The 15,113-nt window shown below is 63.3% G+C and carries 14 protein-coding genes and 1 pseudogene; 10 read left to right on the top strand and 5 right to left on the bottom strand.

Annotated features, from left to right (window positions below; all coding sequences use genetic code 11):
• The first annotated feature begins 5 nt into the window (after positions 1-5).
• From EOA16_RS11380 to EOA16_RS11395, 4 genes are all read left to right on the top strand, one after another.
• Complete coding sequence (locus EOA16_RS11380) at positions 6-899, top strand: DMT family transporter (RefSeq protein WP_127258000.1); 894 nt, start codon at positions 6-8, stop codon at positions 897-899.
• A gap of 137 nt (positions 900-1,036) precedes the next feature.
• On the top strand, positions 1,037-1,912 hold the full coding sequence (locus EOA16_RS11385) for an alpha/beta hydrolase (RefSeq protein ID WP_127258002.1): 876 nt from the start codon (positions 1,037-1,039) through the stop codon (positions 1,910-1,912).
• 56 nt (positions 1,913-1,968) lie between these two features.
• Entirely contained in the window at positions 1,969-2,295 is a 327-nt protein-coding gene (locus EOA16_RS11390; RefSeq protein ID WP_127258004.1) for a hypothetical protein, read from the top strand.
• Between the two features lie 12 nt (positions 2,296-2,307).
• Complete coding sequence (locus EOA16_RS11395) at positions 2,308-3,198, top strand: EamA family transporter (RefSeq protein WP_127258006.1); 891 nt, start codon at positions 2,308-2,310, stop codon at positions 3,196-3,198.
• Positions 3,199-3,269: 71 nt separating this feature from the next.
• On the opposite strand, the gene mutL is transcribed toward EOA16_RS11395, so the two are convergent.
• Positions 3,270-5,144, bottom strand: a complete 1,875-nt coding sequence (gene mutL / locus EOA16_RS11400; RefSeq protein WP_127258008.1) for a DNA mismatch repair endonuclease MutL — start codon at positions 5,142-5,144, stop codon at positions 3,270-3,272.
• Positions 5,145-5,210: 66 nt separating this feature from the next.
• On the bottom strand, positions 5,211-6,113 hold the full coding sequence (locus EOA16_RS11405) for a LysR substrate-binding domain-containing protein (RefSeq protein WP_127258010.1): 903 nt from the start codon (positions 6,111-6,113) through the stop codon (positions 5,211-5,213).
• A 90-nt stretch (positions 6,114-6,203) separates the two neighbouring features.
• Between EOA16_RS11405 and EOA16_RS11410 the strand changes: the two genes are divergently transcribed.
• The 4 genes from EOA16_RS11410 to EOA16_RS11425 all read left to right on the top strand — a co-directional run bounded on the left by EOA16_RS11410 (position 6,204) and on the right by EOA16_RS11425 (position 10,642).
• Positions 6,204-7,754 carry a trimethylamine methyltransferase family protein gene (locus tag EOA16_RS11410; RefSeq protein WP_127258011.1) on the top strand — a complete coding sequence of 517 codons (1,551 nt, stop codon included), beginning with the start codon at positions 6,204-6,206 and terminating at the stop codon, positions 7,752-7,754.
• Between the two features lie 43 nt (positions 7,755-7,797).
• The gene (locus EOA16_RS11415) at positions 7,798-9,447 is read left to right on the top strand and encodes an ABC transporter substrate-binding protein (RefSeq protein ID WP_127258013.1); all 1,650 of its coding nucleotides are present in this window, start codon (positions 7,798-7,800) and stop codon (positions 9,445-9,447) included.
• 96 nt (positions 9,448-9,543) lie between these two features.
• Positions 9,544-10,023, top strand: a complete 480-nt coding sequence (locus EOA16_RS11420) for a DUF3828 domain-containing protein (RefSeq protein ID WP_127258015.1) — start codon at positions 9,544-9,546, stop codon at positions 10,021-10,023.
• 4 nt (positions 10,024-10,027) lie between these two features.
• Positions 10,028-10,642, top strand: coding sequence for a hypothetical protein (locus tag EOA16_RS11425; protein WP_127258017.1), 615 nt, complete (start codon positions 10,028-10,030; stop codon positions 10,640-10,642).
• Between the two features lie 8 nt (positions 10,643-10,650).
• Here the strand turns inward: EOA16_RS11425 and queF are convergent, their stop codons facing one another.
• The gene (gene queF / locus EOA16_RS11430) at positions 10,651-11,112 is read right to left on the bottom strand and encodes a preQ(1) synthase (protein ID WP_027042220.1); all 462 of its coding nucleotides are present in this window, start codon (positions 11,110-11,112) and stop codon (positions 10,651-10,653) included.
• Positions 11,113-11,213: 101 nt separating this feature from the next.
• On the opposite strand from queF, the gene EOA16_RS11435 reads away from it, so the two are divergent.
• Positions 11,214-13,259, top strand: coding sequence for an NADH:flavin oxidoreductase (locus tag EOA16_RS11435; RefSeq protein WP_127258019.1), 2,046 nt, complete (start codon positions 11,214-11,216; stop codon positions 13,257-13,259).
• 141 nt (positions 13,260-13,400) lie between these two features.
• On the opposite strand, the gene EOA16_RS11440 is transcribed toward EOA16_RS11435, so the two are convergent.
• On the bottom strand, positions 13,401-13,808 hold the full coding sequence (locus EOA16_RS11440) for a hypothetical protein (RefSeq protein WP_127258021.1): 408 nt from the start codon (positions 13,806-13,808) through the stop codon (positions 13,401-13,403).
• Positions 13,809-13,925: 117 nt separating this feature from the next.
• On the opposite strand from EOA16_RS11440, the gene EOA16_RS11445 reads away from it, so the two are divergent.
• A complete protein-coding gene (locus tag EOA16_RS11445) occupies positions 13,926-14,354 on the top strand; it encodes a MarR family winged helix-turn-helix transcriptional regulator (RefSeq protein WP_127258023.1) in 429 nt (142 codons plus the stop codon).
• 18 nt (positions 14,355-14,372) lie between these two features.
• Here the strand turns inward: EOA16_RS11445 and EOA16_RS11450 are convergent.
• Positions 14,373-15,111, bottom strand: a pseudogene (locus EOA16_RS11450) (polysaccharide deacetylase family protein).
• Between the last annotated feature and the right edge of the window lie 2 nt (positions 15,112-15,113).

Genomic DNA, 15,113 nt, shown 5'->3' on the forward strand with positions numbered 1-15,113 from the left:
GTGAGATGAGTGGGATGACGGGCACGTTGAATTCGACACAGCGGATGGACACCACGGCAGCCATCGCGGTGGCGCTGACGGTGGTTGGTTGGGCCTCCGCCTTTCCGGCCATCCGCGCCGGTCTCGCGGCCTTCGGACCGCTGGAACTCGGCGCGTTGCGCTTTGCCATCGCCGCAGTGCCGGCGGCGATCTTCCTTGCCATCAAGCGCCCGGCGCTGCCAAGGCTCGACGAAGTGTGGCGCCTGGTCTTTGGCGGCGCCATCTTCGTCGCGCTCTACACCGTCATGCTCAATTTCGGCGAACTGACCGTCTCTGCCGGTGCCGCCGGCTTCATCATCAATGTCAGCCCGATCTTCACCGCCATCATGGCGATGGTCCTGTTGGGCGAACGTTTTTCGGGCATGGCCTGGGCCGGCACGGTGATTTCCTTCGCCGGCATTGGCGTCATCGCCATGGCCGACGGGCACGGCCTCTCATTCAACACCGGTGCTCTTCTGGTGCTTGGTTCGGCCTTGTGCTCGGCCGTCAACACAATCGTCCAGAAGCCGCTGTTTGCCCGCCACCATCCGTTGACCATTTCGGCTTCGAACATGGTGCTCGGCGCACTATGCTTGGCGCCCTTCCTGCCGTCGGCCTTTTCGCAGGCGGCGGTCGCCGACACGGCAGGCCTCGGCGCCGTCATCTTTCTCGGTATCGTGCCCAGCCTCATCGCCTATGCCGCCTGGGCGACCGCGCTGTCGCGTCTGCCGGCGGCACGTGCCTCCAACTTCCTCTATCTGGTCTCGCCGATGTCCGCGCTGATCGGCTTCTTCTGGCTGGGCGAAGTCCCCACGCTGCTCGGCATAATCGGCGGCGCGCTGGCGCTGGGCGGTGTCATCGTGGTGAATTTGAAGAGATGAATTGTTAAGTCGGAGCTATTCCTGGGCAAAGTTGCGCCTTGGCCCGCCTTGCTGGTCATCCGGCCGTCCGCTTCCCTCATTCGGAACGATCCCTCGGTCAAAGGCGTTTAGCCGGTGTTTATTCGACGGAGGTCCGAATGCCGGGTGCAACGACGCACCGACGCCTGCAACTGGATGATCTATCCATTTTTTATCGCGAGGCGGGGCCCCCAGAAGCACCTGTCTTGCTCTTGCCGCACGGCTATCCCTGTTCTTCGTTCCAATTCCGCCGACTGATGCCGGCGCTCGCCGACCGTTGGCGAACGATTGCATTCGACTGGCCCGGCTTCGGATACAGTGGCACACCCGATCCGGCCGCCTTTGGCTATGATTTCGACGCCTATTGCGACGTGCTTTCCAAGCTTGCCGATGAATTCGGTCTCGAACGCTACGCCTTGTGGCTGCACGATTATGGCTCGCAGATAGGACTCCGGCATGCGATCTCGCACCCGGAGCGGATCAGTGCCCTGATCATCCAGAACGGCGACATCTACGAGGACGTGCTTGGTCCCAAATACGCCACGATCAAAGCTTGGTGGACCGACAAGACGCCCGACAAGCACCGTCCGCTCGAGGCTGCGGTGAGCGAGGACGGGTTCCGGGCCGAGTTCATCGGGGAAGTGGCTGACGACGTAGCCACGCGTGTGCCGCCCGATCTCTGGAATCTTCACTGGCCATTGATGAACACTCCGGTTCGTCGGCAGATCGCCGTCGGTCTGATGGAGAAGCTGGAAGCCAATCTCACCTGGTTCCCGCGCTACCAGGCTTATTTGCGTGAACACCATCCGCCGACGCTGATCGTTTGGGGGCCAGAGGACGGCTATATGCCCGCAGCGTCGGTGCGGGCCTATCATCGCGATCTGCCCGATGCGGAACTGCATCTGATCGAAGGGGCGGGTCATTGGCTGCTCGAGACACATTTCGACGACGCGCTGCCGCTGGTCCGCGACTTCCTGGCTCGTGTTCGCGGCTGACCCCAGCCGACGCCCCGCTATGTCCAGTTGCTGTCGCTTGACTGAAGGAGAACCTCATGCCGACCAAACCGACCATCGCGCGCATCTGGCGCGGTCGCACCCGCCGCGACATCGCCGACGCCTATGAGCCATACCTGCGTGCCGAGGGTATTCCGCCCCTCGAGAAGACGGCGCTTGGCGTCCAATTGCTGCGCGAAGACCGAGGTGACGAGACGTGGTTCACAACCATCTCGTATTGGGCCGACATGCAAGCGATGACCGCCTTTACCAAAGGCGAACCGACCAAAGTCCATCATCTGGACCGCGATGCCGAGTTCCTGATCGAGCTGCCGGAGCGGATCGACATCCACCGGATACTTGTCGATCGTCAGGGACTGCGCTGAACGGCGAATCTGGTGGTTCGCAATCTCGCCTTCTTCGTGGTGATGTCGCTGATCTGGGGGCTGACCTGGGCAGCGATCAAGCTCGGTCTCAATGACGTGCCTCCGCTACTGCTGGCGGCGGCACGCTATTTGCTGACCGCCGCGCTTCTGGCAGCAGCGGTGCGTGGAGCCGGCGCGGCATTCGCCCACGGGCGAACGGGGCGGACGGTGGTCTCGGCATTGCTGGTCAATACCGGCACCTACGGTCTGCTTTTCTGGGGAATGCAGCATGTGCCCTCGGGATTGTCGGGGCTGGTCAACCTGGCGCTGATCCCGATCCTGCTGTTCGCGATTGCCGCATTTACCGGCGAGGAGCGACCGACCTGGCGCCACGCTTGCGCGCTCGCTATCGGCAGCATCGGGCTGATTGGGCTGTTCTGGACGCGGCTTGGCGCGGGAAGCGGTTCGAGCGGCATCGGACTCGCCGCGATCGTCGTTGCGACAGCCTGTTACTGCGTCGGCAGCGTGGTTTCGCGCCCGCTGGTGGGCGCGGTCAAACCGCTGGCGCTGACAATGGTCCAGGCTGCGATCGGCGGTGTGGCACTGCTTGCGCTGTCGCTCGTGCTGGAGCCGATCTCGGGTGAGACGCTCAAGGCGCTGCTCACGCCGGCCGCCATCGGCAGTCTGCTGTTCCTGTCGCTGTTTGGCACGATCGTCGCCTATACGCTCTATCTCGTGTTGATGCGTGACTGGGGTACGGTGCGTGCCGGGCTCTACGCCTTCGTTTCGCCGATTGTCGCTTTAGCGGCAGGAGCCTGGCTCTTCGGCGAGGCGGTCGGCTGGGCTGAAATCGCCGGGGCGATCCTCCTGCTGGCGGCGGCTGCGATCGCGCTGCTCAAGCCGCGAGGCGAAAATCGCGGGTGACCACATTGTCGGCCGGCCTGGGACCTGCCGGCCTCGAGCGCGGAAGCGATAGGCCAGCAATCCGTCCGCAGCTATCGCCGCCCGAAAAGCCGTTCGATATCCGCCAGCTTGAGTTCGATGTAGGTCGGGCGACCGTGGTTGCAGGTGCCCGAGCCGGGCGTCGCCTCCATCTGCCGCAGCAGCGCGTTCATCTCCTCGGCCTTGAGCAGGCGGCCGGAGCGCACAGAGCCGTGGCAGGCCATGGTCGCGGCTATTCTGTCCAGCCGCTCCTTCAGCGTGTCGATCGTGTCGTTGTCGGCGATCTCGTCGGCGAGGTCGCGCACCAATTGCTGGACATTGGTTTCGCCGAGCATCGACGGGGTCTCGCGCACCGCGACGGCGCCGGGGCCGAAGCGCTCGATGCCGAGACCGAAGCGGGCCAGCGTTTCCGAATGCAGCGCAAGCCGCTCGGCATCCTCCTCCGGCAGGTCGATGATCTCGGGCAGAAGCAGCATCTGCGAGGGCACCGGGCGCGAGTGCAGCGCATTCTTCAGCGCCTCGTATACCAGCCGTTCATGCGCCGCATGCTGGTCGACGATGATGAGCGAATCCTTGGTTTGGGCGACGATGTAGTTCTCATGCACCTGGGCGCGCGCCGCACCCAGAACCGCGCCGAGCAGGGTCTCGGCCGCTTCATCCTGCCCTGCGCGTGCATCGGCGCTGGCAAGCGGACCGGCATCGAAAGCCGCTTGCTCGTTTTCACGCAAGCCGCGCTGCTCGAAGCCCGCACCCTCGAAACCCATATCGAGCGGCCGCTGCGACGACCGGGCGGGATCGAAGCCGGACGAACCCGACGCGCGGTAGGCCGCGTCGTAGCTGCGGTGGCCGTTTGCCGGTCCGCCGTGGCCGTAGGATGCGGCCCCTGGCCGGAACGCCGCCATCATGCCGGCGGCCCCCGTGGTGGCGGCGCGGACGCCGGCATCGGCCAGTGCCTGTCGGATTCCCCCGACGATCAGTCCGCGCACAAGGCCGGGATCGCGGAAGCGCACATCGGCCTTGGCTGGATGGACATTGACGTCGACGATGGCTGGGTCGAGCGTCAGGAACAGCACCGTCACCGCATGGCGGTCGCGCGGCAGGACGTCGGCATAGGCACCGCGTATGGCGCCGGCGATCAGTTTGTCGCGCACCGGACGGCCGTTCACATAGGCATATTGCTGCAGCGCGTTGGCGCGGGTGAAGGACGGGATCGACACGTGGCCGGTCAGATGTACGCCATCGCGCATCGCGTCGAGGGCAATAGAATTGTCCGGAAAGTCGGCGCCCATCACCTGGGCGACACGGCGCAGGCTGCCTGCCGCGCTGTCATCCGCCACCGGCAATTCCAGCGTCGAGCGGTCCGAGCCGGCCAGCGTGAAGCGCACGGCGGGGAAGGCGATGGCGATGCGCTTGACCACATCGCTGGTGGCCGAGCTTTCAGCGCGCTCGCCCTTCATGAACTTTAATCGGGCCGGCGTTGCGAAGAACAGGTCGCGCACCTCGACCGTGGTGCCGCGATTGGCCGCCGCCGGCCTGACAGGCAGGACGCGGCCACCCTCGATGCCGATCTCGGCGGCGCTGTCACTTGCTGCCGTGCGCGAGCGGATCGAAAGTCGCGACACCGAGCCGATCGACGGCAGCGCTTCGCCGCGGAAGCCGAGTGAGCGGATGTCGTTGATATCCTCGGTGAGCTTGGAGGTGCAATGACGTGCGATCGCCAGCGCCAGCTCCCGTTCGGGAATGCCGGAGCCGTCATCGGTGACGCGGATCAGGTTCAGCCCGCCGCCGGCTGTGACGATCTCGACGCGCGAAGCACCGGCATCGAGCGCATTCTCGACCAGTTCCTTGACGACGCTCGCCGGACGCTCGATGACTTCGCCGGCGGCGATCTGGTTGATCATCGTTTCTGAAAGCTGGCGGATGGGCATGGCAGCACTATAGGCGGATTCGGGTCGTGCGGGAGGGGCAGAAATTGTGGATCAGTGGAAAACGAACTATGCTTGCTCCGCCAGCCAGTCGCGCACCTTGCGGGCGTTGTCGCTGAGTTCCCGGTTCTTCGGCCAGACGACATAGAACGCCTTGCCGGTCTTCAGCACATGATCCGTCACCGGCACCAGCAGGCCAGATGCCAGCAGCCGCTCGGCGAGATGCCGCCAGCCGAGAGCGATGCCTTGGCCTTCCATGACGCCCTGGATCACCAGGCCATAGTCGTTGATGCGCAGGCCGCGCGCGGTATCGCTGAAATTGGCGCCGGCCGACTGGAACCATTCGTCCCAACTGGCCGCCTCGCGATACGGCTCTTCCAGATGGATGAGGCGATGCGTGGCCAGTTCGGCAGCGGATTTGGGCAGGCCGAACTTTGCCGCGTAGCTGGTGCCGGCGACGGGAAATATCTCCTCGTCGGCCAGCGGCAATGAGTGATAGTCCGGCCAGTCCCGCGGCGCGCCGCCGCGCACGCCGAGCGGAATGCCTTCCGCGATGATGTCTAGGTCGCGGTCGGCGGTCTGGATGCGCAGGTCGATGCCCGGCAGTTCGTCGCGGAACTGCTGCAGCCGCGGCATCATCCAGAAAGAACCGAAGGCGGTCGACGCGGCCAGCGTCACATGGCCGCCGCTTGCCTGCAGGCGCAGATCCTCAGCCGACTTGCGGATATGCGAAAGGCCGAGCGAAACGTCGGCGTGGAAGCGCTCGCCGGCCTCGGTCAGGATGACCTGGCGGTGGCGGCGCTGGAACAGCTTGGCGCCAAGCTGTTCTTCCAGTCCTCGCACGGCATAGGAGACGGCGGCCTGCGTCATGCCGAGCTCGCGCCCGGCGGCGGTGAAGCTCGACAGCCGCCCGGCCGCCTCGAAGACGATCAGGCTGCCGGCCGAGGGCAAGAGGTGGCGCAGGCTTCGCATAAGCTGAGCTTATACAAGAGATCAGGATTTTCCAGCGTCACATCACCATTTTGTCGCGCTAGGCTCCCTCTTGAGTGGAATGGAGTTGCCATGAACGCACCGGCCCCTGAAGTGACTGAACATGCCAACCGCCGCAGTGGCGGCCGCCTGGGGCGCAAGGCCCTGCGCGGAGCTCCCGTAACCTCGTTCCCGACCCTGGTCCGCCAGATCCCCGTCTACCAGATGGTTCCCGATGAGGCGGTCGAGCTGATCCACCAGGAGTCGCTCTTGATCCTCGAAGAGGTGGGATGCGAGTTCCGTGACGACGAGGCTATCGCACTGTGGAAGGCGGCGGGTGCGGATGTCTCGGAAACTCGTGTGCGGATCGACCGGGCCCTCTTGATGGAACTGGTATCGAAGGTCCCGTCGGAGTTCACGCTCAATGCGAGGAATCCGCAGCGTACGGTGCGGGTGGGCGGCAACAATACCATCTTCGTGCCGATGTATGGCGCGCCTTATGTTCGCGATCTCGACAACAACAGGCGCTACGGCACGCTGGCCGACCTCAACAATTTCCACAAGCTCGCCTACATGGCGCCGGCGCTGCATTCATCGAGTTCGGTCATTTGCGAGCCGATGGAAATCGCGGTACCGAAGCGTCACCTCCACATCATCCATTCCGCGCTCAAGCATTCCGACAAGCCGTTCATGGGCATCGTCACGTCCAAGGAGCGGGCGGAAGACACGATGGCGATGGCAGGCATCGTGTTCGGCGAGGCTTATGTCCGCGACAATCCGGTCCTGGTGTCGATCACCAACTGCAATTCGCCGCTGGTGTGGGACGCCACCATGCTGGACGCGATGAAGGTCTATGCCCGAAGCAACCAGCCACTGATCCTCGCACCCTTCGCACTGTGCGGCGCCTCGACTTCGGCGTCGGCCGTCGGGGCAGTCGCGCAGGTCAATGCGGAAGCGCTGGCGGGCGTCGCCTTCACGCAGCTGCTGCGCCCGGGTTCGCCGCAGATCTACGGACAGTTCATGGTCACCGTGGACATGAAGACCGGCGCTCCGATGGGCGGCACGCCCGAGGCGGCGCAGATGATGTATCTGATGGGAGCGCTGGCGCGCAAATACCGGCTGCCGTGGCGCACGTCCGGCTTCCATGTCGGGTCGAAGCTCAATGACGCCCAGGCGGGTTACGAGGCGAACATGCTGATGCATGCCGCCATCCTCGCCGGCGCCAACTACATCTGGCACTCCGCGGGATGGCTCGAGGCCGGCCTGACCTGCGGCTATTCGAAATTCGCCACCGACTGCGAACAGCTCATCGGCTGGTACAAATATGCCGGCGGTCTGCCGTTCGACGATTTCAAGGAAGCCATGGCGGCCATCCGCGAGGTCGGACCGCAGGGCCATTTCCTCGGCACCCAGCATACGCTGGAACATTTCGAGTCCGCCTTCTTCATGCCGTCGATCATGGACTTCAATTCGTTCGAACAGTGGAAGGCAGAAGGGGCGAAGGACCACGATACGCGCGGCCGCGAGAAGGCGCGCAACATGCTGGCGGATTACGAGGAGCCGAAGCTCGACGAAGGCATCGCCGATGGCCTGACGGATTTCATCGCGCGGCGCGAGGAGAAGCTGCCGGACAGCGTCAGTTGAGACGAAGACCCAAGATCAAAGGGAACCAGACGGGAGGAAAAAAATGGCATTCTTCAGAAGCAGTGGCGATCGCGTGCCGAGCGCTATCGAGGCGATGGCGGTCGAAGCTCGCGCGGGTCGTGTCGACCGGCGCGAGTTCCTGGCGCTGGCAAGCGCCTTCGGCGCATCGACGGCGCTTGCCTATGGCATGATCGGCCTTGCCGTGCCGGGTCGGGCCTTGGCCGAAGAGCCGAAGAAAGGCGGAACGCTGCGCGTCTCGATGTCGGTGAAGGGGCAGAAGGATCCGCGCACCTACGACTGGGTGGAACTGGCGAACATTTCGCGCTGCTGGCTGGAGCCGCTTGTCCGCTACACCAGGCAGTTCACCTTCGAACCGGTCCTGCTCGAAAGCTGGGATATCAACGACGACGCCACCGAATACGTGCTGCATGTGCGCAAGGGGATCACATGGAACAATGGAGATGCCTTCAACGCCGATGACGTCGCTCACAATCTGACGCGCTGGTGCGAGAAGAATGTCGCCGGCAATTCCATGGCCGCCCGGGTCGGCGCGCTGATCGACGCAAAGACCGGCAAGGCCAGGGATGGCGCGATCACCAAGGTCGACGACAACACTGTCAAGCTGAAGCTAAGCGAACCCGACATTTCACTGATCCCGAATTTCACCGACTATCCGGCGCTCGTCGTCCATCGCAGCTTCGATGCCGACGGTGCCGATCCGATCAAGAAGCCGATCGGCACGGGACCGTTCGAACTGGTCTCCTACGATGTCGGCCAAAAGGCGGTCGTCAAGCGTCGTGAGAATGGCAAATGGTGGGGTGGTGAGGCGCCGCTCGACAGCGTCGAGTTCATCGACTACGGCACCGATTTCAACGCCACCGTGAACGCGTTCGAATCTGGTGAGATCGACCTCAATTTCGAGTCGCCCGCCGACTTCATCGACATTCTCGACAAGATGGATCTGGTGAAATCGGAGGTGGCGACGGCGACGACGCTGGTTGCCCGCACCAACATCACTCACAAGCCCTACGACGACAAGCGGGTGCGCAACGCCCTGCAAATGGCGGTCGATAACAATGCGGTCCTCCAACTTGGGTATGCCGGGCGAGGCACCCCCGGCGAGAACCACCACGTTGCCCCGATCCATCCGGAATACTACCCGCTGCCCAAGAAGACACGCGACGCCGCCGGCGCCAAGAAGCTGATGGCGGAAGCCGGACAGGCTGACTTCGAGCATGAGCTGATCACCATCGAGGACGATTGGCAGAAGAATACCGGCGACGCCATTGCCGGCCAGCTGCGCGATGCCGGGATCAAGGTGAAGCGCACGGTGCTGCCGGGTTCGACCTTCTGGAACGACTGGACGAAATATCCCTATTCGATGACGATCTGGTACATGCGCCCACTTGGCGTCCAGGTGCTGGCGCTCGGCTATCGCACCGGCGAGGCCTGGAATGAATCGGCATATTCCAACCCCGATTTCGACGCCAAGCTCAAGCAGGCGCTATCGCTCATCGACGTGGAGAAACGACGCGAGGTCATGAAGGATGTCGAGCAGATCCTGCAGGATTCGGGCGTCATTATTCAGCCGTTCTGGCAGAAGCTCTACAGCCACCAGAACAAGAAGGTGAAGAACTATGGTGTCCACCAGACATTCGAGATGGACCTTCAGAACGTCTGGCTGGACGGCTGAAACAAGGCGCTGCAGGACTTCATGAGCCGCAAAAAAGCCGATATGCAGGATACGTGGTATTGATAGGCTCAAGCCATCAAAAGCCGGAGATTCTGCATGAGACTGACAGTGCTCGCTGCCGCCCTTTCGATAGCCTTGCCGGCGGCCGCCGTCGCCGGACCGGCGTCCAACGCCGTGAAGTTCTTCTATGTGCCGGCAGTCAAGTTCGAGGCCGACGAACAATATCGGGACCGGTTCACCGAGCCGGTGACGAAACTGTTCGACCTGAACGACCAGGCAACGAAAAGGAACCCGGACCAGGTTGCCTGCATCGATTTCGATCCTGGTCTCGACGCCCAGGATTTCGATCAGAAGACCGTCTCGAAAACGCTGAAACTGTCTGAAAAGCTGGATGGCGACAACGCAGAGGTTACCGCGACGTTCAGCCTTTTTTCGGAAGGCGACGATTCCAAACGTGAAATGGTCTGGTCGCTCAAGAAGATCGACGGCAAGTGGAAAATATCGGACATCGCCTCCAAGACCAGCGACTGGACGCTCAGCGCGCTGGAATGCATGGCCGGCCAGACACCGGAGTAATGCGATGGCCCGTCGCCCGTTCCTGGCACTGTCGACCATGTGCCTGCTGGCGGTGGGCCTGAGCGGTGCCGACGCCCAAGGTTTGTTGGGTCCGCCGCCGGCAAACGCCCCGGCTGACGCTGCGCCGGGCAACAGCGGGGCGCCGCCCGCAAATGCGCCCGGAACCGGGGTGGAACCAAAAACGCCGCCGGTCGGATGGTCGCCAGCCGAGGCAGCGCCGGCAGCACCCGTCCAGCCGGGATCCCCGACAGCGGTGGTGCGGCCGTTTTACGATCAGGTCGGGCTGGAGATCGATCCGGCCGAGCGCAGCCATTTCATCGATCCGGCCAAAACCGTGCTCGACAAGAGCGACGCCTTGCGCAAATCCGGGCAGGGCGAGTGCCTCGACCCCAACATGGCGCTCGACAATGCCGATTACGACAAGGCCGAGATCGACAAGAGCCTGAAGACGCTCGAGGCGATCAACGGCGACCAGGCCAAGGTCATCGTCGCCTTCGTCATATCGGGCAACCCGCACCGGCTGGAATGGAAATTCAAGAGGGTCGACGGCGACTGGAAGATATCGGACCTGCTGTCGGTGACCGGCGAATGGGCACTCAGTCAATATCAGTGCGAATGAGCGGGAGACTAACCCCGCCCGCGATAGGGCGCCACCCCGGTGTCGGGCAGCCAGGCGCCTTCGGGCGGAGCGCCGGTTTGCCAGAACACATCGATCGGAATGCCGCCGCGTGGATACCAATAGCCGCCTATGCGCAACCACAGCGGCTTGGTTGCCGCCACGATGCGGCGGCCGATCATGACGGTGCAGTCTTCATGGAAGGCGCCATGGTTGCGAAACGAGGTCATGAACAGCTTGAGCGACTTCGATTCCACCAGAGCCGCATCGGGTGCGTAGTCGATGACGATATGGGCGAAGTCCGGCTGGCCGGTGACGGGGCACAGCGAGGTGAATTCCGGGCAGGTGAAGCGCACGATCGCCGGCGGTCCGTCACCACGCGAAAACGGTACGGTCTCCAGGACCGCTGCTTCGGGGCTTCGTGGCGTCTCGACGTGCGCGCCGAGCTGGGTGAGGGTTTTGGTGTCGATCATGGGCGCAATCCTTGTCGCATGCGCCCGGAAGTGCGTGCGGGACGACATGCTTGAAAACGAATTTTGCCGCTCATAGCACAATTTGAAACCGCAGGAAGACGATGACCAGCAACGATCCGCTTCTCCAGCCCTACCAGCTCAAACACCTGACGCTGAAGAACCGGGTCATGTCGACCAGCCATGAGCCGGCCTATTCCGAGGACGGCATGCCGAAACAGCGCTACCGGCTCTACCATGCAGAGAAGGCCAAGGGCGGCATGGCGCTGACCATGACCGCCGGCTCGGCGATCGTCTCGCGCGACAGCCCGGCCGCTTTCGGCAATCTGCATGTCTATGACGACAGGATCGTGCCGTGGCTGGCCGAGCTCGCTGACGCCTGCCACGAGCATGACTGCAGGGTGATGATCCAGATCACCCATCTCGGCCGCCGCACCGGCTGGAACAAGGCCGACTGGCTGCCGGTGCTCTCGGCCTCGCCGGTGCGTGAGCCGGCGCATCGCGCATTCCCGAAGACGATCGAGGACTGGGACATCGAGCGCATCGTGGCCGACTATGCTTCGGCCGCCCAGCGCTGCGAGGCCGCCGGCCTCGACGGCATCGAGTTCGAATCCTACGGCCACCTGATGGACGGCTTCTGGTCGCCGGCCACCAACCATCGAGACGACGAGTTCGGCGGCTCGCTCGACAACCGCTTGCGCTTCACCAACATGGTGCTCGACGCCGTGAGGGCGGCGGTCGGCGAGAAATTTGTCGTCGGCATCCGCATGGTCGCCGACGAAGATTTCGAGAAAGGCCTGTCGAAGGCGGAGGGGATCGAGATCGCCAGGCGGCTGGCGAGCTCCGGCAAGGTCGATTTCCTCAACATCATTCGTGGCTCGATCGAGAGCGATGCGGCGTTGACCAAGGTCATCCCGGTGGCCGGCATGCGCTCTTCGCCGCATCTCGATTTCGCCGGAGAGGTGAGGGCGGCGACGAAATTCCCGACCTTCCATGCGGCGCGCATATCCGACGTCGCCACCGCACGCCACGCCATCGCCACCGGCAAGCTCGACATGGTCGGCATGACCCGCGCCCATATCGCCGATCCACACATCATCAAAAAGGTGATGGAGGGGCGCGAGCATGAGATCCGCCCGTGCGTGGGCGCTACCTATTGTCTCGACCGCATCTATGAGGGCGGCGAAGCGCTCTGCGTCCACAATGCCGCGACCGGCCGCGAGGCCGAAATCCCGCATATCATCGTCAAGGCCGAAGGACCGAAGCAGAAAATCGTGGTCGTCGGTGCCGGCGCCGGCGGGCTGGAGGTTGCGCGTGTCGCGGCCGAGCGCGGCCACAAGGTGATGGTGCTTGAAGCATCGAGCCAGGCCGGCGGCCAGGTGCGATTGGCGACGCAGAACCCGCGCCGCAAGGAGCTGATCGGTATCATCGACTGGCGGCTGGCTGAACTCGACCGGCTCGGCGTCGAGATCCGCTACGACACCTGGGCGGAGAAGGACGATGTTCTGGCGCTATCACCAGACGTGGTGGTGGTCGCCACCGGCGGTCTGCCGCAGAACCCGCCGCTGACGGCCGGCGACAACCTTGTCACCTCGAGCTGGGACATCACGGCCGGCAGCGTCAAGCCAGCCGAAAATGTGCTGCTCTATGACGACAATGGCGGCCATCAGGGCATGGGCGCCGCCGAACTGATCGCCAATGCCGGCTCGAAACTCGAGCTCGTATCGCCGGAGCGTTTCTTTGCCCCGGAAATGGGCGGCATGAACCATGTGCCCTACATGCGCGCCTTCCAGGAAAAGGGCGTCACCATCACCATCAACACGCGGCTGCGTTCGGTGCGGCGCGAGGGCAATCAACTGGTCGCCGAACTGGCATCGGATTTCGCCGATGGCTGGCGCGGCGAGCGCAGGGTCGACCAGGTGGTGGTCGAGCACGGCACGCTGCCGCTCGATGATCTCTATCTCTCGCTGAAGCCACTATCGAAGAATGGCGGCGCGGTGGATTATGAGCGTCTGGTGAGCGGTGGCGACATCTTTCCAGCCCGTAATCCGCAAGGCGGCTTCGTGATGTTCCGCATCGGCGACGCGGTCGCCTCGCGCAACATCCATGCCGCCATCTATGACGGTATCAGGTTCGGCTTGCGGATCTGAAATTAGGTATCGCGAGGATCGGTGGCGCGCGGCCGGACCTGCGTACGAGAGCCCGTGTACTTCGGTCTGGCAGCGCGCCCGCACGTCATTGGCTCGTCGCCAGACAACGTACGATTCTGTGGATGTGCTGCGTGGCGGCGCTCAAAACATTCTGGCGGTGGCCATGCACAGCACGGTCAGCACCAGCAGCCCCCCGGCGATGCGCTCGCCTCTTGTCATCTTCGCGCGTAACTGGCTTTCCGTTGCCGCATCGGCACCGGCAAGCTGCCTGCTGGCTGAGCCCACCAGCGCGCCTTGCACGCCGGCGGCGATCAGGGCGGTCACGATGCCCAGCGCCAGCACCTTCTCCATCGAGCCGAAAACGCCCTCGTGAAAGAAATACCAGAGCAGTATGCCGGTCAGGAAAACCAGACCGGCAGCGCCCATCTGCGGCCGGAAGAATCGTTCCGCCCGGATATCGGGGTCACGGCCGACCGCGATGGTCGTACCCGCCCAGAATACGCCTGCCATGACATGAAGGCCGATAACGACGATGTAGACATATTGCATGATCGGATCTCCTCTCGCGTCCGCCACTGCGCACAAAGTTAGATATCGAATGATTAGATGTCAATGTATAAAAGACAGCCGGTTCCCTCTGCGGAAAACACCGTCTAGTGTCCTGCAATGACACCCTTCGAACGCCCGCCAGTCGGCATGAATCTGGGACGAACCGCCAAGCTGGTTGCCCAAGCCTTCGACGCTGCCCTGGTTGAGGTCGGCGGCACGCTGCCGGTCTGGCTCACTCTGCTGTCGGTCAAGTCGAGCAAGCTTGCCAATCAGCGTGAACTCGCCGGCATGATCGGCATCCAGGGCGCGACGTTGACCCACCATCTCAACGCGATGGAGGCGCAGGGCCTGCTGACGCGCCGCCGTGATCCCGCCAATCGCCGCGTTCATCTGGTCGAATTGACCGAGGCCGGGGAAGCGATGTTCGAGACACTGCGCAAGGCCGCGCTCGTCTTCGACAAGCGGCTGCGAGTGGGATTGACCGACGAGCGTCTGGCGGAGTTCGCGCAGGTGTTGGCGGCGTTGCGGGCCAACGTGGAAAGCTAGACTAAGGCAGGACAAGGCTCAGTCGTCGTAGCCCTGGATTGCCCCAAAGGTGTAACGGCGCAGCTTCAGCGCGGTGATCAAATTGGTCAGCTTCGTCTTGCCGTCGAAACCATCCTGGAACATCTCGTCATGCATCAGCAGGATCAGCTTGCCGGGCTTGACGAAGCGGCCATAGCCGAACAGGTGATCGATCTCGCTGACCAGATGGTCGACGCTCTGCACCGGCTCGCCGTTGTCCTTGTGCACCCATTCGTGGTCCCAGCCGTAGAGATAGAAGCCTGAGGCCGCGACAAATTCGTAGTCGGGTTCTTCATGCCCCTCCTGGGCGAGGCCAAGCGAAGTGTCGTTCTTCGACATGGAGGGCAGCCTGAACACGTCGCGCCCCGGCAGCCTTGCATGCACCACGGGCTTCAACCCGAGCACCGCGTTTGCCCGTACCATGTCGGCTACGACACCCTCGGTGTCGCCATAGAAATGCCGGTAGTGATTGTAGGCATGGCTGTAGCTGTGGTTGCCGAGCGTCACCAGAGGAAGTTGCTTGGCGCGCTGGACGAGCGCTCTGTTGGTGGCGCTAGCCTGTGCGTGCATGCCGACCATGGGTTGCGGGAACCTGCTCGGCTTCCAGCACATCGAGGATGTTGCTTGTGCCGTTCAGCGGCCCATCGTCGAAGGTAAGATAGATTGTGCGATCGGCCCCTAGGGCGGGGGCCGCAAAAATCAAAACTGCCGCCAGGACAAATCGAAACGGTGTCATCAGCC

The organism is Mesorhizobium sp. M7A.F.Ca.US.008.03.1.1, assembly GCF_003997495.1.
Classification (GTDB): domain Bacteria; phylum Pseudomonadota; class Alphaproteobacteria; order Rhizobiales; family Rhizobiaceae; genus Mesorhizobium.